Raw genomic sequence first — 20,368 nt, 5'->3', positions numbered from 1 at the left:
TTCTCCCGATCCTGGTTGGCGAGCACATGACCGACGCCGAGAGCCCGCATGTGGGAATGCTGAACCCCAGGCGACCGCGACGCCTCAGGGGCGCGGGGAACCGCGCGACCAGCCCCCCACAGCCCGCGCCCCTGCCGCGCTACCGCCCGGCCTTCCGCACGGCCCGCAGCCACTCCCTGTTCATCCCGGTGATCGACGCCAGCGGAATCCCCTTGGGACAAGCCACCGCGCACTCGCCGGCGAGCGTGCAGCCGCCGAACCCCTCCTCGTCCATCTGCGCCACCATGTCCAGCACCCGCGTCTCGCGTTCGGGCGCCCCCTGCGGCAGCACGCCCAGGTGGTTGACCTTGGCGGAGGTGAACAGCATGGCCGCGCCGTTGGGACAGGCGGCGACGCACGCCCCGCACCCGATGCACTCCGCGTGCTCGAAGGCGAAGTCGGCGTCCGGCTTGGGCACCGGCGTGGCGTGGGCCTCCGGCGCGGAGCCGGTCGGCGCGGTGACGTACCCGCCGGCCTGGATGATCCGGTCGAGGGCGGACCGGTCGACGACCAAGTCCTTGATGACGGGGAAGGCCGACGCCCGCCAGGGCTCGACGTCGATCGTGTCGCCGTCGGCGAAGGAACGCAGGTGCAGCTGGCAGGTGGTCGTCCGCTCCGGGCCGTGCGCTTCGCCGTCGATGACGAGCGAGCATGCTCCGCAGATGCCCTCGCGGCAGTCGTGGTCGAAGGCGACCGGGTCCTCGCCGCGCAGGACGAGGTCCTCGTTGAGCGTGTCGAGCAGTTCCAGGAAGGACATGTCGGGCGAGACGCCGTCCACCTCGTACGTGGACATCGCGCCGTCGGCGTCGGCGTTCTTCTGCCGCCAGACGCGCAGGGTGAGCTTCATGCGTAGCTCCGCTGGGTGGGGTGGACGTACTCGAAGACCAGGTCTTCCTTGTGCAGGACGGGGGCCTCGCCCGGGCCGGTGAACTCCCAGGCGGCCGCGTAGGCGAACTCGTCGTCCTTGCGGGCGGCTTCGCCGTCGGGAGTCTGGGACTCCTCGCGGAAGTGGCCGCCGCAGGACTCGGCGCGGTGCAGCGCGTCGAGGCACATCAGCTCGGCGAGTTCGAAGTAGTCGACGAGGCGGTTGGCCTTCTCCAGCGACTGGTTGAACTCCTCGCCGGTGCCCGGAATCCTGACGCGCCGCCAGAACTCGTCGCGGATCCGGGGAATGCGTTCCAGGGCCTTGCGCAGTCCTGGTTCGGAGCGGGCCATGCCGCAGAACTCCCACATGAGCTCGCCCAGTTCGCGGTGGAAGGAGTCGGGGGTGCGGTCGCCGTCGACGGCGAGCAGCAGGTTCAGCCGGTCCTGGGTATCGGCCAACGCCTCCTGTACGTCCGGGTGTTCGCCGGTCACCTCGTCCTGGGCGGGGATGCGGGCGAGGTAGTCGTTGACGGTCGCCGGCAGCACGAAGTAGCCGTCGGCCAGGCCCTGCATGAGGGCGGAGGCGCCGAGGCGGTTGGCGCCGTGGTCGGAGAAGTTGGCCTCGCCGATCGCGAACAGGCCGGGGACGGTGGTCTGGAGGTCGTAGTCGACCCACAGTCCGCCCATCGTGTAGTGCACGGCGGGGTAGATCCGCATCGGCACCTCGTACGGATCCTCGTCGGTGATCCGCTGGTACATGTCGAAGAGGTTGCCGTACTTGGCCTCGACCGCCCCACGGCCCATGCGCTCGACGGCGTCGGCGAAGTCGAGGTAGACGCCCTGCCCGCCGGGGCCCACTCCCCTGCCCTCGTCGCAGACGTTCTTCGCGGCGCGGGAGGCGATGTCGCGCGGGACCAGGTTGCCGAAGGAGGGGTAGACGCGCTCCAGGTAGTAGTCGCGCTCGTCCTCGGGTATCCGCTCCGGCGGACGGGTGTCGCCCTTCGCCTTCGGGACCCAGATCCGGCCGTCGTTGCGCAGCGACTCGCTCATCAGGGTCAGCTTCGACTGGTGGTCGCCGGTGCGCGGGATGCAGGTGGGGTGGATCTGGGTGAAACACGGGTTGGCGAAGTACGCGCCGCGCCGGTGCGCCCGCCAGATCGCGGTGGCGTTGGAGTTCATGGCGTTGGTGGACAGATAGAAGACGTTGCCGTAGCCGCCGCTGGCGAGGACGACGGCGTCCGCGAAGTAGGTGTCGATCCTCCCCGTGACCAGGTCCCGGGCCACGATCCCGCGGGCCCGCCCGTCGACGACGATCAGGTCGAGCATCTCGGTGCGGGGGTGCAGCTCCACGTTCCCCGCGGCGATCTGGCGGGACAGCGCCTGGTACGCGCCGAGCAGCAGTTGCTGGCCCGTCTGGCCGCGGGCGTAGAAGGTCCGCGAGACCTGGACGCCGCCGAAGGAGCGGGTGTCGAGCAGACCGCCGTACTCGCGGGCGAAGGGCACACCCTGCGCCACGCACTGGTCGATGATCTCGACCGAGATCTGCGCCAGCCGGTGCACGTTGGACTCGCGGGCCCTGAAGTCGCCGCCCTTGACGGTGTCGTAGAACAGCCGGTGCACGGAGTCGCCGTCGTTGCGGTAGTTCTTCGCCGCGTTGATGCCGCCCTGCGCGGCGATGGAGTGCGCGCGGCGCGGGGAGTCCTGGTAGCAGAACTGGACGACGTGGTAGCCCTGTTCGGCGAGGGTCGCGCCGGCGGACCCGCCGGCGAGGCCGGTCCCGACCACGATCACGGTGTGCTTGCGGCGGTTGGCGGGGTTGACCAGCCTGGCCTCGAACCGGCGCTTGTCCCAGCGTTCGGCGACGGGACCGGAGGGGGCCTTGTCATCGACGAGGGGCTCGCCGGTGCGGTAGTCGGCGTAGTCGGTCATGTCAGCTCACCACTTCGGTCATGACGGCCACGGGTACGGCGATGAAGCCGGCCGTGAGCAGCAGCGCGAGGACGTTCGCCGCGGTCCTCAGCGCGCGGTCGCGACGGCGGCTGCCGACGCCGAGGGTCTGGGCGGCGCTCCAGAAGCCGTGCCGGACATGCAGGCCCAGCGCGAGCATCGCCGTGATGTAGACGGCGTTGCCGTACCAGGTGGAGAAGGTGTCCACCACGTTCTGGTAGGGGCGGCCCTCCTGGAAGCCGCCCGGGTGCACGGTCCCGGTGGTCAGGTCGAGGATGTGCCACACGATGAACAGGGCGAGGATGATCCCGCCCCAGCGCATGGTGCGGGTGGCATAGGTCGTGCGCGCCTTGCGGTGCACGTAGCCGACGGGGCGCGCCTTGATGTCGCGGCGGCTGAGCTGGTACGCGGAGACGGCGTGCGCGACGACCGCGAGCAGCAGGACGATCCGGACCAGCCAGAGCGTCCACTCGTAGTGCATGAACGGTTCGCCGACCGTGCGCAGCCAGTGGGCGTAGTGGTTGAACTCGGCCGCGCCGAAGAAGATCTTCAGGTTGCCGATCATATGGACGACCAGGTACAGCAGCATGATCACGCCGCTGACGGCCATCACCGTCTTCTTGCCGACGGAGGAGTCCCACACGGTGCGTGCCATGGACGGCCGTCGGTCCGACCGCGTTGCCAGAGCCATGGGTCAGACGCTAGAGCGCGCTCCCCCGATCGGTCCAAGACATGGTCCGGTTCGTTTCGATAGGGTGCGCCTATCATGGCGGCGTGCAGTTCCAGCAGCTCCAGTACTTCGTGGCGGTCGCCGAGACCCGGCACTTCACCCGGGCCGCGGCACTCGTCCATGTCGCGCAGCCGTCGCTCTCCCAGCAGATCCGGGCGCTGGAAAGGGAGTTGGGGGCTGATCTGTTCCTGCGGGCGCGCGGCAACATCACGCTCACCGACGCCGGCGAGGCGCTGCTGCCGCTGGCCCGCCGCATCCTCGCGGACGCGGAGACGGCGCGCCACGAGGTACGGGAGCTGGTGCAGCTGCGGGGCGGACGGGTGCGCCTGGGGGCCACGCCCAGCCTGTGCACGGGTCTGCTGCCGGACGTGCTGCGCGCCTTCCACGACCGCTATCCCGGCGTCCGGCTGCTGATCGAGGAAGGCGGCTCCCACGACCTGGTGCGACTGCTGGCCCGCGGGGCGCTGGATCTCGCGCTGGTCGTGCTGCCGCTGCCGTCGCCGTCACCGGCGCTGACGACGGTGGAGCTGCTGCGGGAGGACCTGGTCGTGGTGTCCTCCCCCGAGGCACCCGAGCCGGGGGGCGGCGGCGGGCGGGCGGTGCGCATCGCCGACCTGGAGGGAGAGCGCCTGGTGATGTTCCGGCACGGCTACGACCTGCGGGAGCTGACCGTCGCCGCGTGTCGCTCCGCCGGGTTCGAGCCGGACTTCGCCGTGGAGGGCGGGGAGATGGACGCGGTGCTGGGTTTCGTGCGGGCGGGGCTGGGGGTGGCCGTGGTGCCGCGGATGGTGGCCGCGGGGGCGGGGCGGGGGCTCCGGGTCACTCCGTTGGCTCGGCCGGGGCTTCACCGTACGATCGCGCTGGCGCACCGTAGCGATGTGGCTCCGCCTCGGGCTGCTCGGGAGTTGCAGCGGATGTTGTTCTCGCGGTGAGAGTGCGGTGCGGTGCCGGGACACGCCGTATCGGGGTTGCGCCGTCGCGGGGTGCGGGTCGTTGGTGGCTGGTCGCGCAGTTCCCCGCGCCCCTAGGGCGTTGCAGTCCCGCTGGTCGCGCCCGCGCGGCGGGGCCGCAGATCGGCACAGCGCCGCGCCCCTAGGGGGGTGCAGTCCCGCCGGTCGCGCCTGCGCGGCGGAGCCGCAGATCGACACAGCCCCGCGCCCCTAGGGCGTTGCAGTCCCGCCGGTCGCGCCCGCGCGGCGGAGCCGCAGATCGACACAGCCCCGTGCCCCTGGGGGGTGCAGTCCCGCCGGTCGCGCCCGCGCGGCGGGGCCGGAGATCGGCACAGCGCCGCGCCCCTAGGGGGGTGCGGTCCCGCCGGTCGCGCCTGCGGGCGGGGCCGCACATTGGTGCAGCCCCCTGTTCCTGCACGCAGTGCTCAGGGGGTGTCCGGGGGGACCGGGGTGCCCTGGTGGTAGTACATGCGCCAACCCGTCGTCTCGTCCTGCTTGCGCCAGAGGGAGGTGCGGCGGGCCCTTCGGCCCTCGAAGTGGGTCTCGTAGGTGAGCTGTACCAGGCCGGGGGCCAGGACGACGCCCGTGATGGCCGACGGGTCGTAGCGCGGGCCGTCCGCCGAACTGCCCTCGTGGTCGGGCAGCCAGGACATCATGTCGTCGTAGGTGTAGCGCCGGCCGGAGGAGCCGACCTCGACGAACTCCGGGTCGAGCAGGCGCTGGTAGCGGTCCTTGGAGGAGCGCACGGCCGGGTCCAGCAGGCTGAGTTCGCCCCGGATCGCCTCGTTCACGTCATCGGATTCCTGAGTCACCCGCACATGATCACCCGTGACCGGGGCGCCCCTCAACCGAGTTGTGCGCTCACCCCGTCGCGTCCACCAGCGTCAGTTCGTGCAGGCGGTCCGGCGGGCCGGGGCGGGCGTAGTACCAGCCCTGGGCCGTGTCGCAGCCCAGCAGCCGGAGCTGGTCGGCCTGAGCGCCGGTCTCCACGCCCTCCACCGTGACCGTGAGGTCCAGACTGTGGGCGAGGGAGACGATCCCGTCGACGATCTTCAGGTCGACGGGGTCGGCCGGGAACTGCTGCATGCTCTGGGTGAAGGAGCGGTCCAGCTTGAGGACGCTGACCGGCAGCCGGCGCAGGTTGGCCAGGTTGGAGTAGCCGGTGCCGAAGTCGTCGAGGGCGATGTCGACGCCCATCTCGGCGAGCCGGCGCAGCGGTTTGAGCAGGTCGTCGTCGGCGCCGATCAGGGCGGACTCGGTGACCTCCAGGCACAGCGCCCGCGGTTCGACGCCCGCGCGCTCCAGGATGTCGACGGTGTCCTGCACCAGCCCCGGGTGGGTGAGCTGGCAGGGCGAGAGGTTGACGTTGACGCGGAGCGGGCCCGTCAAGCCGTCGCGCTCCCGCCAGTCGCGGGCCTGGCGCACCGACTGCTCCAGCACCCAGCGGCCCAGCGGGACGATCAGCCCGGTGTGCTCGGCGAGCGGGATGAAGCGGTCGGGGCCGAGGACGCCGTGCTGCGGGTGCAGCCAGCGCACCAGGGCCTCCGCGCCGCGCACGCTGCCGTCGCCGAGGTGGACCAGCGGCTGGTACTCGATGAAGAACTCGCCCCGCTCCAGCGCGGCCGGCAGCGCGGTGGTCAGTCCGTGCCGGGTGATGGCGCGGGCGTCGGCCTCGGGGTCGGCCAGCTCGAAGCGGTTGCCGCCCGCCGACTTGGCCCGGTACATCGTGATGTCGGCGCTGCGCAGCACCTCCGCCGGGCTGCGCTCCCCCGCGCAGCCCTCGACGATGCCGATGCTGCCGCGCACGGTCAGCTCCCGGCCCTCGATGCGCACGGGCGCGACCAGGGCGTTCTGGATGCGCGCGGCGAGGTCGTCGACCTCGCGGCGGGCCTCGGGCCCGGTGGTGAGCGCCACGAACTCGTCGCCGCCGAGCCGGGCCACCATCTCGCCCGGCGCGGTCGCGCAGCCCTGGAGGCGGTCGGCGACCTCGACGAGCAGCCGGTCGCCGGCCGCGTGGCCGAGGCTGTCGTTGATGGTCTTGAAGCCGTCCAGGTCCAGGTAGCACAGGCCGAAGCGCTGCTCGTCCCCGGCGGCCAGCACCTTCTCCAGGCGCTCGAAGAACAGGGTGCGGTTGGGCAGCCCGGTGAGGGCGTCGTGGGTGGCCTCGTAGCGCAGCCGCAGGTTGAGCAGGCGGCGCTCGGTGGTGTCCTCCATCAGCGCCAGCTGGTACTGCGGCTCGCCGTCCGCGTCCCGCAGCAGGGAGACCGTCAGGTTGGTCCACAGCGCGGTGCCGTCGGGCCGGTAGAACGCCTTCTCCACGTGGTAGTGCTCGCGTTCGCCGCGCACCAGCTCGTCGTAGAGCCGCCACACCTGGGGGGCGTCCTCCGGGTGGGTCCACTCCCGCACGTTGCGTCCGCGCATCGACTGCTCGCCGCCGCCGAACATCCGCAGCATCGCCCCGTTGACCTGGAGGACGTTGCCTTCGAGGTCGGCGATGCCGATCCCTATCGCCGCGCCCTCGAACACGGCGCGGAAGCGGGCCTCGCTGGAGTGCAGGGCCTGCGCCACCACGCCCTGCGCCCGCAGCGCGGCCTGGGCGATGGCCTCCTGCTCGGCGAGCGTCCGCTCGCGCAGGGCCTGGGCGAAGCCGGCCGCCATGGCGTGCTGGAGCCGGGAGCAGCGGCTGCGCAGATCCTCCGGCGGGCCGCCCCCGCCGCAGTACAGCACCAGGTAGGCGTCGACGCAGTCCAGGCTGCGGCTGAGGGCCTCGGGGTCGGTGCAGTGCGCGTCGACGAGCGCGGCGCCGACCGCCCGGCCGGTCCCGGCGTCGAAGGTCCTGGCGTGCAGCGCCCCGCTCAGCCGCCGGGCCAGCGGCAGGAGCCGCTCCTCGAACTCCGCCCTGGTCAGCGACGTCGAGGTCACCGGGAACACCGCCCGGCTCCAGATCGTCGCGAACCGCCGCAGTCTGTCCTCCGGCCCGTCCGGCTCGGCGGTCACGAGGTGCGTCCCACGCCGGCGAACCCGGAGAAGGCGTACGGGTCCTCGTCCTCCGGTGCTGTCTCCGGCCGCCAGAGCGGCGGCGGCACCAGTCCCGGTTCCACCATGTCGTACCCCTCGAAGAACCGCGCGATCTCGTCGCGCGAGCGCATGATCAGCGGGTTGCGGATGTCCTCGTACACGTCCACCGCGCCCTCGGCCCGCTGCTGCGGCAGCGGGATCCCCTCGTAGGAGGCGTGCGTGAGGACGAGCAGGCTGCCCGGCGCGAGCGCGCCGGCCAGCTCGGCGACCGCCGCGTACGGGTCGTCCTCGTCCTCGACGAAGTGCAGTACGGCGACGAGCAGCAGCGCCACCGGCCTCTCCAGGTCCAGGAGCCGGCCCACCTGGGGGTCGGCCAGGATCTCCCGCGGCTTGCGCAGGTCGGCGGCGACGACTGCGGTGTTCTCGTCCCCTTCCAGGACCGCCTGACTGTGCGCGACGGCGACCGGGTCGTGGTCGACGTAGACGACCCGGGCGCCGGGGTCGGCGGCCCGGGCCACCTCGTGGACGTTGCCGTGGGTCGGTATGCCCGAACCGACGTCCAGGAACTGGGTGACGCCCTCGCCGATCGCGTGGCGCACCGCGCGGCGCAGGAACGCCCGGTTCGCCTGCATGATCTTCGGCAGTCCCGGCATGAACTCCATGGCCCTGCGGGCCGCTTCCCGGTCGACCTCGAAGTTGTGCGAACCGCCCAGGTAGTAGTCGTAGATCCGCGAGACACTGGGCACGGAGACGTCGATGCTCCGGGGGGCCCAGGCGGGACGGTCCATCTATCTCTCCAAGGCGTAGGCGATCCGGTGTTCGAGCAGAGGCTACTGATCGCCTGCCAAACGGGCGAGCGGAAACGGAAATTGACCATCCGTTCCCGGTCACTGCCTGCGGCACGTGCCGCGACGGCACGTCCTGCCGGAGTCCCGCGTCCCGCCCGTCGCAAAGTACCCCAAGGGCGGCGCGCCGGACAGCACAAGGGTCCGCCCCCTCCGTGCGGCGCGGAGGGGGCGGACCGGGGGCCGGACGTGCCGGGCGCAGTGTGCGGGATCAGCCCTGGGGAGGCGATCTCTACTGCTTGGGCGCGCCGACCAGCTTTCCGTCGGGGGCCACGGCGTACCACGTGCCGCCCACACCCTGGCCGTTGATGTCACCGGGGGCCTTGTCACCGGAGAAGGTGTAGATGGGCGAGCAGTTGACCGTCATCTGCTGGACGCCGTCGGACCGGGTGAAGTTCATCAGGCCCTTCTTCTGCACGCCCTGGGTGTCGTTGGCCTCGACCGGGGCGACGACCGGCCACTTCTCCAGGCAGGCGCCGTTGCAGTTGGAGACGGGCTTGGGCCAGGCCTTGTCCTTGAGGAAGCGGTAGACCGTCATGCCGTTCTTGTCGACGACGATCTCACCGAGGTTGGGGTCCTTGCGGACGGACAGGCCCGGCAGGGCGGAGTCGGCCTTGGCCTTCTTGCCGTCGGGGGCCAGCGCGAACCACTTGCCGCCCACGCCCTGGCCGTTGGTGTCGCCGGCGTTGGCGTCCTTGGCGTAACGGTAGACCGGCCAGCCGTCGACGGTGAGCTGCTTGCTGCCGTCGGAGCGGGTGACCTCGCCGAGCAGCGACTTGTCGATGCCGTCGCCGGCGCTCGCGTCGTCGGCGGAGACCGGCGGCCACTTCTTCGCGCAGTCGCCGTCGCAGTTCGACTTCGGCGGCTCGGCCAGGTCGGCGTCGAAGCGGTAGAGCGTCATGCCGTTGCCGTCGATCAGCACCTTGCCGAGCTCGGCGTTGGCGGAGACGGCCAGCTCACCGGCGGAACCCTGCGCGTTCGCGCCGGTCCCGGCGCCGGCGGCCGCGCCGGTGCCCACGCCGCCCGCGACGGCCGGGGCACTGGTGCTGGGGCTGACGCCCGCGCCGACCCCGCCGATCCCGGCGCCCACGCCCGCTATACCGCCCGCCGGTGCCGTGACGCCGACGTTCTGACTGGACGCCGCCGAGCCGTCTTCCTGACCGCACGCCGTCGTCAGCGCCAGGACGGTCACGGCGCTCGCCACGAGTGAGGCGCTCCGCCAGGAGGTCTTCATCGTCAACAACTCCCCGATCATCACAAGGGTGTTGCAGCGCCCTGCTGCGCCGCCGCACGGCCATGGGTACGCACGGGGGTGGTCGTTGTGTTCAAACGCAGCACAAATTTCTTTTCGCCGCCTGTGACGGGCCCCCTTCAGGCCGGCGCCGGGATCGCCCGGACGACCACGGATTCGTACGCGTGTGCGGTGATCCAAACGGGCGAGCGTCACGGACGAATGCACAGGAAGCGGAACTTCCCTCGTTCGAGGCAATCGCCCTCGCCCGCGGGCGTGCGCCGCGTGGAAGGCCTCATGATCTCCGACGTGCATGGACCCCGAACGCCCCGCTCCGCGCCCGCCGCCCGGATTCTCGCCCTGGTGACCACGGTGTGGCTCCTCGTGGGCGTGCCGGCCGGGGTCGCCGCGGCCGACGCGTGCGCGTACGCCTCGACCGGACCGGACGGCGCCGTGGCGGTGGCGGTCGCGGGCAGCCATGCGTGGCCGGCCCCACCGGGGTGCCCGACACCGCCCCCGCCGGAGCCCGAGCCCGAACCGGAACCGTCCTGCTCGCCGACGCCGCCTCCCGAACCCGCGCCGGAGCCCGTCCCCGAGCCCGAGCCGGTCCCGCTCCCGGAACCGCCCCCTCCCCCGAAGGCCCGCCCGACGCCCCCGCCCGCACCGCCGGCGCCGAGACGCCCGGCGCCGGCGCCACCCACGCCCGCACCGCCGATGCCACCGCTCGCGCCGGCACCGCCGCCCCCGCCGCCGCCGAAGCCGGCGCCCCGACCCCCCGCTCCCCCGGTGACCCCCGTGCACTACCCCGCGTACCACGCTCCGGCGCACCAGCGGCCCGCCCGCGGCGGCCGGTCACCGGTCACCTATCTCCTGCTCGTCGCCCTGCCCGCGGTGATCGCCGTCGCCGCGCTGCGGCCCCGCTGACGCCCGCCCTGGAGGCTTCTCTTGCCGGAATGGCTTGTTCTCACCCTCGCGATGCTCGCCGCCTGCGCGGTGGTGGTCGTCATCACCCTCGTCCGGCACCGCAGGGCGGCCGAGGACGAGGACCCCTCCGAGACCCCGGACGTCATCGAGTACATGACGATGTGGATCGGCGTCGTCTACGCCATCGTCCTGGGTCTGGCCATCGCGGGCGTCTGGGAGGCCCGCAGCGCCGCCCAGGACCACGTCCAGGCGGAGGCGCAGGCGCTGCACGAGATCTCGGAACGGGTGCGGGTGTACCCGGCGGACGTCCGTGACCGGATTCGAGCGGATGTCAACGCCTATGTCGGACACGTCGTCACCACCGAGTGGCGGAGCATGGCGGACGAGGGTCAGGTGACCGCGCGCGGCGACGCGCTCCTGCGGCAGGTCCGCGTGGACGTCACCGACTACCGGCCGGCGTCCGACTTCGAGGCGCAGGCCTACCAGCCGCTCCTGGACCAGATGGCCGCGGCGGACCAGGCGCGCAACTCCCGCGCCGACTCCACCGGGCCGACCATGCCCGGCGTGGTGTGGTTCGGGCTGATCGTCGGCGGTGTGATCACCATCGGCATGATCTTCGCGCTGCAGATCCGGCGCACCGCCCGGGAACTGGTCCTGGCGGGGCTGTTCTCCGCCCTGATCGCCTTCCTGCTCTTTCTGATCTGGGACTTCGACGCCCCTTACAGCCGGGGCGTCACCGCCTCGGCCGAGCCCTTCCTGTATCTCTTCCCGGGCGCCGGGAACTGACCCGACGTCCGGCAGGGGACGGCGGCGGACTCCGCGCCGCCGCCGTCCCCTGCCGCGGGGGACGGCGCGCGGTGCTCAGGCCCGGCGCTCGGCGCGCCGGCGCATCCAGAACAGTCCGCCGCCCACGACGGCCGCGGTGACGAGGCCGCCGCCGACGGCGACGTCGGTCGGGGTGGCGCCGTCGGAGGTGCTGCCGCCGAGGCCGCCGCGGACGCCGCCGATGACGGAGAAGGCGGCCGGGTTGCTCAGGGTGCGTCCGTTGCAGTTGATGGTGATGCCGTGCGGCCCGGGGCTCGCGTTGATGTCGACGGCCGCCACGCCCTTGGAGGACCCCCTGACGCCGGGGAACGGCGTCAGGTTGGCGATCCGGAACGCGCTGGAGCTCATGGTGCCGCCGGTGGGGCAGCCGTCCACGGTGATGGTCAGCTGACCGCCCCGGGCGATGACGCTGGGCAGGGCGAGGATGTTGCTGGGGGTGCTGGGGCTGATGGGGATGCCGTCCCGCGCGACGGCCGCCGGGGCGGCCGTCGAGAGAGCGGCGGCCACGGCGGCCGAGACCGCCGAGGCCCGCAGAAGACGAGTCGTACGCATGTGCTCCTCCGCGGAAGGCGTCCCGGGACCCGTCCCCGGTCTGTCGGCGAGTGAACGCCTCCCGAATAGACCCTCAGATGCCGTGCGGGCAGCCGCATTTCGGCGATGGTCCGTCCCGGTGAGAGGACACGCCGGGCGAGATACGCCCGAACGGATATCGCCGCAGGTCACGGACCGTCAGAAATTTCCTCCCGGCCGGACCTCGGATGGCGCACGCGAAATCCGCCCGCCACCCGTTCGCTCCCCGCCCCGTCGCCGGTTTCCCGGACGGCGCTTAGCGTTGCCGTACACGCGCTGTCGTGTGCGCGAAAGGACGTGGCGACGGCCGCGCCGGAAGGGGATGGCGAATGTACGGGTACGGGCTGTCCACGGAGGAAGAGGAGGAGCGGCCCAGGAAGCGCGCGCCCTGGGGGGTGATAGCGCTGGTGCTGCTGACCGGCCTCGCGCTCATCCGCAACGGTTCGGGCGAGTTCGACATGGGCCCGCCGCAGCCCGCTTCGGCGGCCGCCGCCGATGCCGGCGCCCAGAGCGTCCTCGGCGGCGCTCCCCAGGCGCTGCCGTACGCCGAGCCGGACCGGGTGCGCATCCCCGCCATCAGCGTCGACGCCCCCGTCATGGCGGTCGGTCTGGACCCGGACGGCTGGGTGGGCGCGCCGCCGCCCGAGGACCCCAACCTGGCCGGCTGGTTCACCGGCGCCGTCTCGCCGGGCGAGAAGGGGACCGCCGTCGTCGTCGGCCATGTCGACAACCACCAGGGGCCGGCGGTGTTCTACGGGCTGGGCGCCCTGAAGCAGGGCAACCGTGTGGAGATCCCGCGCCGGGACGGCAAGACCGCGGTGTTCGAGATCTACGGCGTGGAGGTGTTCGCGAAGAACGACTTCCCCGGCGACCGGGTGTACGCCTCCAAGGGCGCGCCGGAACTGCGGGTGATCACCTGCGGCGGCGGTTTCTCCAAGGCGAACGGGTACGACGGCAACGTGGTCGCCTTCGCCCGCCTGGCCGAGGTCCGCTGAGCGAGTCCCCGGCCGGGCGGGCGCGCCCGGCGAGGTCCTGGGCTATGCCCAGGTGCGGCGGGGCACGGTGAGGTGGTAGCCGGAGTCGAGGAGCCGCGGGAGGTAGTCGCGCAGGGCGTGGACGCTCGCGGTGCGGTCGCCCCCGGCGTCGTGCGAGAGCACCACGACGCCGGGGGCGGCGCCGTCCTCGACGCGGTCCACGATGGTGTGGGCGCCGGGGCCCGCCCAGTCGAGGGTGTCGAGCGTCCAGGCGAGGGGCTCCATGCCGAGTTCGGCGCCGAGCTGGAAGGCGGCGCGGTTCCAGGCCCCGTAGGGGGCGCGGAACCAGCGGGGGCGCGCGCCGTAGGCGTCCTCGATGACGTCGCAGGTGCGGGACATCTCGGAGCGGATGCGGCGGCGGCTGAGCCGGGTGAGGAGAGGGTGGGACCAGGTGTGGTTGCCGACGACGTGGCCCTCGTCGGCCATCCGGGCCAGCAGGCCGGGGTGGGCGGCGGCCATCTCCCCGCACACGAAGAACGTCGCGGGGACGCCGTACTCGGCGAGGGTGTCCAGGATGTCGGGGGTGTAGCGGGGGTCGGGGCCGTCGTCGAAGGTCAGCACCATGGTCCGGCCGCGGGCGGGGACGCTGAGCAGCGGGGCGTGCCGCACGGGCGGGCGGCGGGGCGCGGTGGGCGGCGGGCCGTCTCCGGTGAGCGGCTGGAGGCGGTGGGCGGAGGGCTTCGCCGGCGGCCGGCGGGCGGGGGCGCCGGCGGCGGGAGGGGCGGGGCGGCGCGGCGCGTCGCCGGAGTCCCCCGGGAACAGGCCGGCCGCGCCGGCCGCCCCGGCGGCGGCGACCCCGGCGATCAGCAGCCGGCGCCGTGTGAAGAACTGATCCTTCTGCATGCCCCATCAGTCGCCCGTCCGGCGCCCGACGCTCTCCAACGACACCGCGCCGCCCGCCGATTCCACCCGCCCGGCCCAGCGTCGGGCGGCATCGTGGGCGCGGTGCGCCGCCACGCTGGACGACCCCGGCGGGTCCGGCGCGGGCCGGGTGTGGATAGCCTCGGGGCGTGACGGAGCATCGGGAACAGGGATTCGAACGGGGCACGGACGGGCCGAAGGTGATCGTGGCCGGCGTGGACGGCTCCGACTCCTCCCTGCGGGCCGCCGCCTACGCGGGGGGTCTGGCGCGGCGTCAGCACGCGCTGCTCGCCGTGGTGTACGTGCAGCCGGTGACGGCGGCGGGCGCGGTGCTCGGGGCGCCGGTCGCGGAGGTCTCCGAGGAGATCGCCGAGGACATCGTGGCGCAGATCAGGGAGGCCGCCGAGCGGCACCGGGGGCTGTTCGAGGTGCGCTGGGAGTTCCACACGTTCCGCGGCGACCCCTACTCGGGCCTGGTGCGGGCCGCGGACGAGCTGAAGGCCGACGCGGTGGTGGTGGGCGCCTCGGAGCAGGCCGGCCACCGGCTGGTGGGCTCGGTGGCGGTACGCCTGGTGAGGGCGGGGCGCTGGCCGGTGACGGTGGTGCCGTAGAGACGCTGCGTGGCGGCCGCTGCCCACGCGGCGGCCGCTCACCACGCGTGGTCTACCCCGCCGTCAGTCCCTGCTGGGCCGCTCCGCGGCTGAGGACGACGCTGCGGATGCGGTCGCGGACGCCCTGGACGTCGGCGCCCCGGGCGAGGGCCTCGTCGAGGTCGACGGTGCGGCCGGCGTCGAGGTCGTAGACGTACGGGACGAACGCGGCCTTCGTCACCTCCCAGCGGCCGCCGGGCCGGGCGGGCCGGGTGAAGGTGAAGCGGGCCACGCTGGACTGGCCGGCGCGCGGTTCGGGCAGGCCGCCGCGGAGCATCTGGCCGGCGATCTGGTCCCCCATGCCGTACACGACCCAGGTGCCGTTGACCTTCTCGTACGGCTGCGGGACATGGGCGTGGGTGCCGAGGATGAGGTCGATGTCGGGGCGGCCGCCGGTGCGGGAGGCGGTGAGCGCCTTGACGAGGGCGATCTGCCGCCGGTCCGGCGTCTCCTGCCACTCGGTGCCCCAGTGGAGGGAGACCACGACCACGTCGGCGCCCGCCCGGCGGGCGGCTCTGGCGTCGGCGACGATCCGGTTCTCGTCGATGCGGCTGACGGTCCAGGGGCGGTCCGGCGGCACGGGGTTGCCGCCGGCGTCGTGGGTGTAGGCGAGGTGGGCGACGCGCGCGGGCCCGGCGGGCAGGAGGGTGACGCCGTTCGCCTCGGCCTCGGTGCGGGCGGTGCCCGCGTGCCGTACGCCGACGCCGTCGAGGGCGTCCAGGGTGCGGCGGACGCCGTCGGGGCCGTCGTCGAGGCTGTGTTCGGAGGCGGTGGAGCAGCCGTCGTAGCCGGTGGCGGCGAGGGCGTCGGCGATCTCGGGCGGGGACCTGAAGGGGGTTTCGCCGCTGTAGGCGCCGTTCGCGCCGTACACGGTCTCCATGTGGCACAGGGCCAGGTCGGCGCCGGAGACGAGGGCGCGCACGCCTTCGAACATGGGGCGGAAGTCGTGGCCGGTCCCGCCGGCGTCGGCGTGGGCCCGTTCGATGACCGAGGTGTGCGGGACGACCTCCCCGGAGGCGACGAGGGTGAAGGTGCGGGCGGTGGCGGTGGGGGCCGGCCGTCCGGCGCGCGCGGCGGGCCGGCGGGCGTCGGCCTGGCAGGCGGCCGCCGCGGTGAGGACCCCGGTCAGGACCAGGGCCACCAGATGTCTGCGGCCGATCACCGGATCACCCCGTTTTCCATGAATTGTCATATGTGAGCACGTATTACTAGTAATTCATGTACGGGATACGTAGGGTCCGGCACTCCCGGCGTCCGGCGCGATGCGCGCGATCGGCGTAGCCCGGACCGTTCGTCGAACCGTTCGTCGACGCGATCGACCGTCCGTCGCAGACCCGTGTGCGCGGCCTGTCCCTTCCGGCCGGCCTGGGGTGGCATACGGCCATGACGGCACCGGCCACCCTCATCGCCCCGACGACGACCGCCGAGCACGAGCTCGCCGCACTCCAGCGCGAGCACGGCAGGCCGCTGTTCGCGCTGCTGCTGAGGCTGTGCGACGGCGACCGCCAGCGCGCCGAGGACCTCGTGCAGGAGACCCTGGTGCGCGCCTGGCAGCACCCCGAGGCGCTGCGCGCCGACGCGTTCGACTCCGTCCGGCCCTGGCTGCTCACCGTCGGCCGGCGGCTAGCGATCGACGCGCGGCGGGCCCGGCAGGCCCGGCCGGCCGAGGTCGGGGACGCGGTGCTGGAGAACGCCCCGGTGTGCGCCGACCACGCCGAGCGGGCCGTCGCGACCCTCGATGTGCGCGAGGCTGTGAAGACCCTCACTCCGGAGCACCGTGAAGTCCTGGTGCTGGTGTATTTCCAGGGGGCCAGTGTGGCGGAGGCCGCCGAAGCCCTCGGCATTCCGCCCGGTACCGTGAAGTCCCGCGCGTACTACGCGCTGCGCGCCCTGCGCCGGGTGCTACCGGGATACGCGGCCGACCTGGGCTGAAACCCACGGACGGGTCAAGCCTCCGTAAAGCGCCTTGCCGAGGGCCCCTGTTGAGTAATCGGGTGTCCTTATCCGTGTTCCCGAGGGGGCCCGTCGCCCCGGGCCCCGGCATCGGGTGACGCGCTCGCACCGGAGGAAGGCAGGAAGGGATGCAGCACAGAGGTCATCAGAGCACGGACGGCGCCGACGGCGAACTGACCGTCCCCATGGCCTGGTTGTACGCCGAGTACATCGCCGACGAACTGCTGCGGACCGGCGATCTGATGCCGCCGACGTCCTTCGAGTTCCGTGCCGGGCGCGACGCTCTGGCGCTCACCATCTTCCTGTCCGACACCGACGGCGAACTCTCCGGCATCCGGGTCGTCACCCAGCTGGAGACCTGGCTCTCGCTGACCGCCTACGACCAGCCGTGGCAGGACTGGGTGGCCGAGCGGATGGCCCAACTCACCCTGCTGGCAGCCGAGTCGGACGCTCCCGCACCAGATCTCGAACTGGCCGCGGCGGCCTGGCGCTGGCTGGAGGAGACCGAGCTGCTCGCCCCCGACCTCAACGCCGTGCCGGGCGGCCCGCCGGGGGCCGGCGAGGACGAGGGACCCAAGGTGTGGACCCCTGCGTGGCAGCTCGGACTGCCCCTCGGCCATCTCGCCATCCATCTTTTTTAGATTCCGACCAATCCGCGGGCCCGGCCGCTCCGAATGACTGGGTCACGATTTGGTACGGGCCTTGAGTGATTCGGCTGCCGGGTGCGTACCGGTGGGAGCAAGGAGTAACCCCACTGGCACCCAACGGCACGAGGTTTCGGCATGAGGTCCCTGGAGAGGCATCGCGACGTCGCCGCGTACGCGCTCGGCGTGCTGGACGAGGCGGAGGCCTTCCGTTTCGAGGACCACCTCATGGAGTGTCCTCAATGCGCGGCACAGGTCACCGAGTTCGGCCCCACCACCCGGCAGATGATGCTGTACCGGCGGGCGACGCCCCGCACGGTGCACCCCTTCGCCGGGCCCGGCCCCCGGATGCTCGACAAGCTCCTGGCCGAGGTGGCCACCCGGCACCGGGCCGTCCGCCGCCGGCTGCTGTACGCCGTCGCCGCCTCGGTGGTGATCGCGCTCGCCGCCCCCGCGCTGGCCATGACGGCGGGCGGCGGCGGGGACGACTCGGTGCGGGTCGCCGCCACCGACGAGAAGACCGGCGTGTGGGCCGAGGTCACCATCGAGGACGAGGTCTACGGCAGCCACGTCGAGCTGAAGGTCAAGGACGCGGCCGGACCGCGCGCCTGCCACCTGGTCGCCATCGGCCACGACGGCACGGAGGAGACCATCACCAGCTGGACCGTCCCCCGGCAGGACGCCCGCCCCAACACGATGCAGGGCGGCGGCGCCCGCCATCCCGACGAGGTCGCCTGGTACGAGGTCCGCACGATGTCCGGCGAGCCCCTGGTCCGCCTGAACGGCAAGTAGCCCTGGATCAGGGCCAGTCGAAGCCCCGGACGCGATTTGCGGCCGTCCGGGCGACGGCGGAGACTGGTGTGAGGGACGCGGAGCCGTCGTCACGCCTCACCGCCACCGGCGATCCGGCCCCGCGCCGCCACCCCGCGAGCACCTTGCCGAGAAGGGGCTGTCCGGTGGAGAACACCCTGCGGATCCTCCTGACCGAGGAAGGCGCCGACGCCGAGGACGTCGACTGGCTGACCGGCTGTCTGCGGGAGGAACTCCTGCGACTCGACGTGGACGACGTGAGAGCCGTCCCCGGCGGCGAGCCCCCGCCCGGCGCACGGGCCGTGGGCATCGACACCATCGGCGCCCTCCTGGTGAGCCTGGGCAGCACCGCCGGCGCGCTGACGCAGGTGCTGAGCGCCGTCCGCGCATGGCGCGCCCGCTGCGGCGAGTCCCGCCCCTCACTCAGGCTGACCATGGACGACGACGTCCTGGAGATCTCCGAGGCGACGACCGAACAGGTGACGGAGGCCTTCGACCTGTTCGTCCGCCGCCATTCCACCGCCGGGACGTGAACACTCCATGGACCGGCCCCGGCATGCCCTGATCGTCGCCAACGACCGCTATGAGGACGGGGGGCTGCGGCAGCTGAGGGCGCCCGCGCAGGACGCCGTCGCGCTCGCGGAGGTCCTCGGCGATCCCCAGGTCGGCGACTTCGACGTGGACGTGCTGAGGAACGAGCCCGCGCACGCCATCCGGCGGACCGTCGAACGCTTCTTCTCCGACGGCCGGCGCGACGACACGCTGATGCTGCACTTCTCCTGCCACGGCCTGAAGAGCGAGTCCGGCCACCTGTACTTCGCCGCCCGCGACACCGAACCGCGGCTGCTGGAGGCCACCGCGGTCTCCGCCGCGTTCGTCCGCCACTGCATGACCCGCACCCGGGCCCGCCGCACCGTGCTCTTCCTCGACTGCTGCTACGGCGGCGCCTTCTCGCGGGGCTCCTCCAGCGTGCGGGCCGGGGGCGACCTGCACGTCCTGGACTCCTTCGCCGGCGAGAAGCTGGGCGGTGGCCGGGGCTGGGCCGTGATCACCGCCTCCGACGCCATGGAGTACGCCTTCGAGGGCGCCGAACTGGCCGAGGGCGCCGCCCCGCGCCCCTCCCTGTTCACCCACGCGGTCGTCGAGGGCCTCACCAGCGGCGAGGCCGACCTCGACGCGGACGGCGAGATCTCCCTCGACGAACTGTACGAGTACGTCTTCGACCACGTACGGCAGCGCAACCCCCACCAGACCCCGGGCCGCACCGTCGACATGCAGGGCGACGTGTACCTGGCGCACAGCCGCCGGCGGCGCGTCGTGCCCCGCAAGATCCCTCCGGCGCTGCGTGCCGCGATGGAGGACCCGAACTTCTACGCCCGCCTGGGGGCCGTCGCCGAGCTGCACACGTGCGTGGAGAGCCCCGACCTCTCCCTGGCGCTGGGGGCGCGCCTGGCCCTGGAGGAGATCGAGCAGAACGACATCCGGGTGGTCGCGGACGAGGCGCGGCGGGCCCTGGCCAGGACCGAGCTGCGGAGCGACCCGGTACGGCTGGACTTCGGCCGGGTGCCGCAGGGCTCGGCCGCGCCGCACCGCGGCGTCCAGCTGCTCGGCCCGCCGCTGGCCCGGAGCTGCACCGCGCATCCCGCCGGCGACTGGATGCGGACCGAGGAGACCCGCGAGGGGCTGGACGTGAGCATCGACACGTCCACGCCGGGTCGTCTCGTCGGCGACCTCCTGCTGAAGGGGGCCGCCGGCGAGGCGGTACTGCGCGTCGAGGCGGAGATCCAGCCGACCCAGGCGCCGCCGCCCGCACCTCCCACCCCTCCCTCGCCGCCCCCGCCGCCCCCGCCTGCGCAGTCGCCGCCCACCGTGTCGATGCCGACGGCCTCGACGGTGTCACCGGCCTCGCCCGCGGCACCCGGGCGGCCGCCGCACCCGCCGGCGACGCCCCCGCCCACGACGCCCCGGCCGGCGGCGCCGCGCTCCTCCGCGCGCGCCCCGCTGCTCGCGGGCGCGGCGCTGGTGCTGGCCCTGGTCTCCGTGGGCGCGGTGGTGCGGGCCGGCGTGAAGGCCAAGGCCGCCGCCGATCTCAGACGCCAGGGCGGAGACCTCGGTGAGCACCTCGGCGCGTTCGGCATCGCGACGACGCTCGCCGTCGCCCTGGCCACGGCGGTGGGCGCCCTGGTCCTCGGCGCGCTGGCCCGGCACGCCCTGACCGCGCCTCCCACCCGACGGCCTCCGTCGGCGCCGGGCATGACGCGGTCGCTGGCGTGGACGGCGAGACTGCCGGCGATCCCGGCGCTGATCCTGGCGCTGCTGGCGGTGGTCGCGTATCCGATCGTCAACAAGTACTGGTGAGACCGACTGGACTCGACAGCGGCCCTCCAGGGTCGCCGCGCGCTTCTCCGCGTCCGCAACGCCCATGGCCGGCGGCGGACGGGGGCAGCTCCCCTGGAGGCTCGCCGCCAGGCGG

Annotated in this window: 20 protein-coding genes; 10 read left to right on the top strand and 10 right to left on the bottom strand. The window is 73.1% G+C overall.

The features are described 5' to 3' along the window. Positions 1–139 precede the first annotated feature (139 nt). From ACFYXA_RS04875 to ACFYXA_RS04865, 3 genes are read right to left on the bottom strand one after another with little or no spacing between them, the layout of a single operon-like run. Positions 140–886: a succinate dehydrogenase/fumarate reductase iron-sulfur subunit gene (locus ACFYXA_RS04875; protein WP_352252802.1), complete on the bottom strand. Its 747-nt coding sequence runs from the start codon at positions 884–886 to the stop codon at positions 140–142. Continuing rightward, positions 883–2,832: a fumarate reductase/succinate dehydrogenase flavoprotein subunit gene (locus tag ACFYXA_RS04870; protein WP_389028178.1), complete on the bottom strand. Its 1,950-nt coding sequence runs from the start codon at positions 2,830–2,832 to the stop codon at positions 883–885. The genes ACFYXA_RS04875 and ACFYXA_RS04870 overlap by 4 nt, the downstream gene beginning before the upstream one ends. A 1-nt stretch (position 2,833) precedes the next feature. Next, positions 2,834–3,505 (bottom strand): succinate dehydrogenase, encoded by a 672-nt coding sequence (locus ACFYXA_RS04865; RefSeq protein WP_389029070.1) that lies wholly within the window; start codon positions 3,503–3,505, stop codon positions 2,834–2,836. A gap of 119 nt (positions 3,506–3,624) precedes the next feature. Here ACFYXA_RS04865 and ACFYXA_RS04860 point away from each other — a divergent pair, with 119 nt between their 5' ends. Continuing rightward, a complete protein-coding gene (locus ACFYXA_RS04860; RefSeq protein WP_389028176.1) occupies positions 3,625–4,512 on the top strand; it encodes a LysR family transcriptional regulator in 888 nt (295 codons plus the stop codon). A 443-nt stretch (positions 4,513–4,955) separates the two neighbouring features. Here ACFYXA_RS04860 and ACFYXA_RS04855 read toward each other — a convergent pair whose 3' ends face one another. The 4 genes from ACFYXA_RS04855 to ACFYXA_RS04840 form a co-directional block, all read right to left on the bottom strand. After that, entirely contained in the window at positions 4,956–5,342 is a 387-nt protein-coding gene (locus ACFYXA_RS04855) for a DUF4440 domain-containing protein (RefSeq protein WP_389028174.1), read from the bottom strand. Between the two features lie 49 nt (positions 5,343–5,391). After that, the gene (locus ACFYXA_RS04850; RefSeq protein WP_352252810.1) at positions 5,392–7,527 is read right to left on the bottom strand and encodes an EAL domain-containing protein; all 2,136 of its coding nucleotides are present in this window, start codon (positions 7,525–7,527) and stop codon (positions 5,392–5,394) included. After that, complete coding sequence (locus ACFYXA_RS04845) at positions 7,524–8,336, bottom strand: SAM-dependent methyltransferase (RefSeq protein WP_352252812.1); 813 nt, start codon at positions 8,334–8,336, stop codon at positions 7,524–7,526. Before ACFYXA_RS04845 ends, ACFYXA_RS04850 begins: the two co-directional genes overlap by 4 nt. Before the next feature lie 289 nt (positions 8,337–8,625). Next, the gene (locus tag ACFYXA_RS04840) at positions 8,626–9,627 is read right to left on the bottom strand and encodes an SCO0930 family lipoprotein (protein ID WP_352252815.1); all 1,002 of its coding nucleotides are present in this window, start codon (positions 9,625–9,627) and stop codon (positions 8,626–8,628) included. Positions 9,628–10,419: 792 nt separating this feature from the next. On the opposite strand from ACFYXA_RS04840, the gene ACFYXA_RS04835 reads away from it, so the two are divergent. Together ACFYXA_RS04835 and ACFYXA_RS04830 are read left to right on the top strand one after the other, a co-directional pair. Continuing rightward, a complete protein-coding gene (locus tag ACFYXA_RS04835; RefSeq protein ID WP_389028171.1) occupies positions 10,420–10,548 on the top strand; it encodes a hypothetical protein in 129 nt (42 codons plus the stop codon). Between the two features lie 21 nt (positions 10,549–10,569). Then, on the top strand, positions 10,570–11,334 hold the full coding sequence (locus tag ACFYXA_RS04830; protein ID WP_351096372.1) for a hypothetical protein: 765 nt from the start codon (positions 10,570–10,572) through the stop codon (positions 11,332–11,334). 75 nt (positions 11,335–11,409) lie between these two features. Here the strand turns inward: ACFYXA_RS04830 and ACFYXA_RS04825 are convergent, their stop codons facing one another. Then, on the bottom strand, positions 11,410–11,925 hold the full coding sequence (locus ACFYXA_RS04825) for a hypothetical protein (protein ID WP_352253713.1): 516 nt from the start codon (positions 11,923–11,925) through the stop codon (positions 11,410–11,412). 347 nt (positions 11,926–12,272) lie between these two features. Here ACFYXA_RS04825 and ACFYXA_RS04820 point away from each other — a divergent pair, with 347 nt between their 5' ends. Further along, positions 12,273–12,938 carry a class F sortase gene (locus ACFYXA_RS04820; protein ID WP_352253715.1) on the top strand — a complete coding sequence of 222 codons (666 nt, stop codon included), beginning with the start codon at positions 12,273–12,275 and terminating at the stop codon, positions 12,936–12,938. 42 nt (positions 12,939–12,980) lie between these two features. On the opposite strand, the gene ACFYXA_RS04815 is transcribed toward ACFYXA_RS04820, so the two are convergent. Continuing rightward, positions 12,981–13,820 (bottom strand): polysaccharide deacetylase family protein, encoded by an 840-nt coding sequence (locus ACFYXA_RS04815; protein ID WP_389028168.1) that lies wholly within the window; start codon positions 13,818–13,820, stop codon positions 12,981–12,983. 167 nt (positions 13,821–13,987) lie between these two features. Here ACFYXA_RS04815 and ACFYXA_RS04810 point away from each other — a divergent pair, with 167 nt between their 5' ends. After that, positions 13,988–14,449, top strand: a complete 462-nt coding sequence (locus ACFYXA_RS04810; protein ID WP_351096364.1) for a universal stress protein — start codon at positions 13,988–13,990, stop codon at positions 14,447–14,449. Positions 14,450–14,501: 52 nt separating this feature from the next. Here the strand turns inward: ACFYXA_RS04810 and ACFYXA_RS04805 are convergent, their stop codons facing one another. Beyond that, a complete protein-coding gene (locus tag ACFYXA_RS04805) occupies positions 14,502–15,650 on the bottom strand; it encodes a CapA family protein (RefSeq protein ID WP_389028165.1) in 1,149 nt (382 codons plus the stop codon). A 221-nt stretch (positions 15,651–15,871) separates the two neighbouring features. Here ACFYXA_RS04805 and ACFYXA_RS04800 point away from each other — a divergent pair, with 221 nt between their 5' ends. From ACFYXA_RS04800 to ACFYXA_RS04780, 5 genes are all read left to right on the top strand, one after another. Continuing rightward, the gene (locus tag ACFYXA_RS04800; RefSeq protein ID WP_389028163.1) at positions 15,872–16,420 is read left to right on the top strand and encodes a sigma-70 family RNA polymerase sigma factor; all 549 of its coding nucleotides are present in this window, start codon (positions 15,872–15,874) and stop codon (positions 16,418–16,420) included. 149 nt (positions 16,421–16,569) lie between these two features. After that, a complete protein-coding gene (locus ACFYXA_RS04795; RefSeq protein ID WP_389028161.1) occupies positions 16,570–17,082 on the top strand; it encodes a hypothetical protein in 513 nt (170 codons plus the stop codon). Positions 17,083–17,223: 141 nt separating this feature from the next. After that, positions 17,224–17,877 carry a zf-HC2 domain-containing protein gene (locus ACFYXA_RS04790; RefSeq protein WP_389028159.1) on the top strand — a complete coding sequence of 218 codons (654 nt, stop codon included), beginning with the start codon at positions 17,224–17,226 and terminating at the stop codon, positions 17,875–17,877. 164 nt (positions 17,878–18,041) lie between these two features. After that, on the top strand, positions 18,042–18,428 hold the full coding sequence (locus ACFYXA_RS04785; protein WP_389028157.1) for a hypothetical protein: 387 nt from the start codon (positions 18,042–18,044) through the stop codon (positions 18,426–18,428). Positions 18,429–18,435: 7 nt separating this feature from the next. Beyond that, positions 18,436–20,253 (top strand): caspase domain-containing protein, encoded by a 1,818-nt coding sequence (locus ACFYXA_RS04780; protein ID WP_389028155.1) that lies wholly within the window; start codon positions 18,436–18,438, stop codon positions 20,251–20,253. Positions 20,254–20,368: the final 115 nt, after the last annotated feature.

It is taken from the genome of Streptomyces sp. NPDC002566 (assembly GCF_042889585.1).
Classification (GTDB): Bacteria; Actinomycetota; Actinomycetes; order Streptomycetales; family Streptomycetaceae; genus Streptomyces.
This window is presented reverse-complemented; position numbering and strand designations above follow the sequence as displayed.

Excerpts from the sequence above, each read along its gene's own strand:
- ACFYXA_RS04875 (WP_352252802.1), bottom strand. The coding sequence starts at position 886 with ATGAAGCTCACCCTGCGCGTCTGGCGGCAGAAGAACGCCGACGCCGAC.
- ACFYXA_RS04870 (WP_389028178.1), bottom strand. The coding sequence starts at position 2,832 with ATGACCGACTACGCCGACTACCGCACCGGCGAGCCCCTCGTCGATGAC.
- ACFYXA_RS04865 (WP_389029070.1), bottom strand. The coding sequence starts at position 3,505 with ATGGCACGCACCGTGTGGGACTCCTCCGTCGGCAAGAAGACGGTGATG.
- ACFYXA_RS04845 (WP_352252812.1), bottom strand. The coding sequence starts at position 8,336 with ATGGACCGTCCCGCCTGGGCCCCCCGGAGCATCGACGTCTCCGTGCCC.
- ACFYXA_RS04840 (WP_352252815.1), bottom strand. The coding sequence starts at position 9,627 with ATGAAGACCTCCTGGCGGAGCGCCTCACTCGTGGCGAGCGCCGTGACC.
- ACFYXA_RS04825 (WP_352253713.1), bottom strand. The coding sequence starts at position 11,925 with ATGCGTACGACTCGTCTTCTGCGGGCCTCGGCGGTCTCGGCCGCCGTG.
- ACFYXA_RS04820 (WP_352253715.1), top strand. The coding sequence starts at position 12,273 with ATGTACGGGTACGGGCTGTCCACGGAGGAAGAGGAGGAGCGGCCCAGG.
- ACFYXA_RS04815 (WP_389028168.1), bottom strand. The coding sequence starts at position 13,820 with ATGCAGAAGGATCAGTTCTTCACACGGCGCCGGCTGCTGATCGCCGGG.
- ACFYXA_RS04800 (WP_389028163.1), top strand. The coding sequence starts at position 15,872 with ATGACGGCACCGGCCACCCTCATCGCCCCGACGACGACCGCCGAGCAC.
- ACFYXA_RS04795 (WP_389028161.1), top strand. The coding sequence starts at position 16,570 with ATGCAGCACAGAGGTCATCAGAGCACGGACGGCGCCGACGGCGAACTG.
- ACFYXA_RS04790 (WP_389028159.1), top strand. The coding sequence starts at position 17,224 with ATGAGGTCCCTGGAGAGGCATCGCGACGTCGCCGCGTACGCGCTCGGC.
- ACFYXA_RS04780 (WP_389028155.1), top strand. The coding sequence starts at position 18,436 with ATGGACCGGCCCCGGCATGCCCTGATCGTCGCCAACGACCGCTATGAG.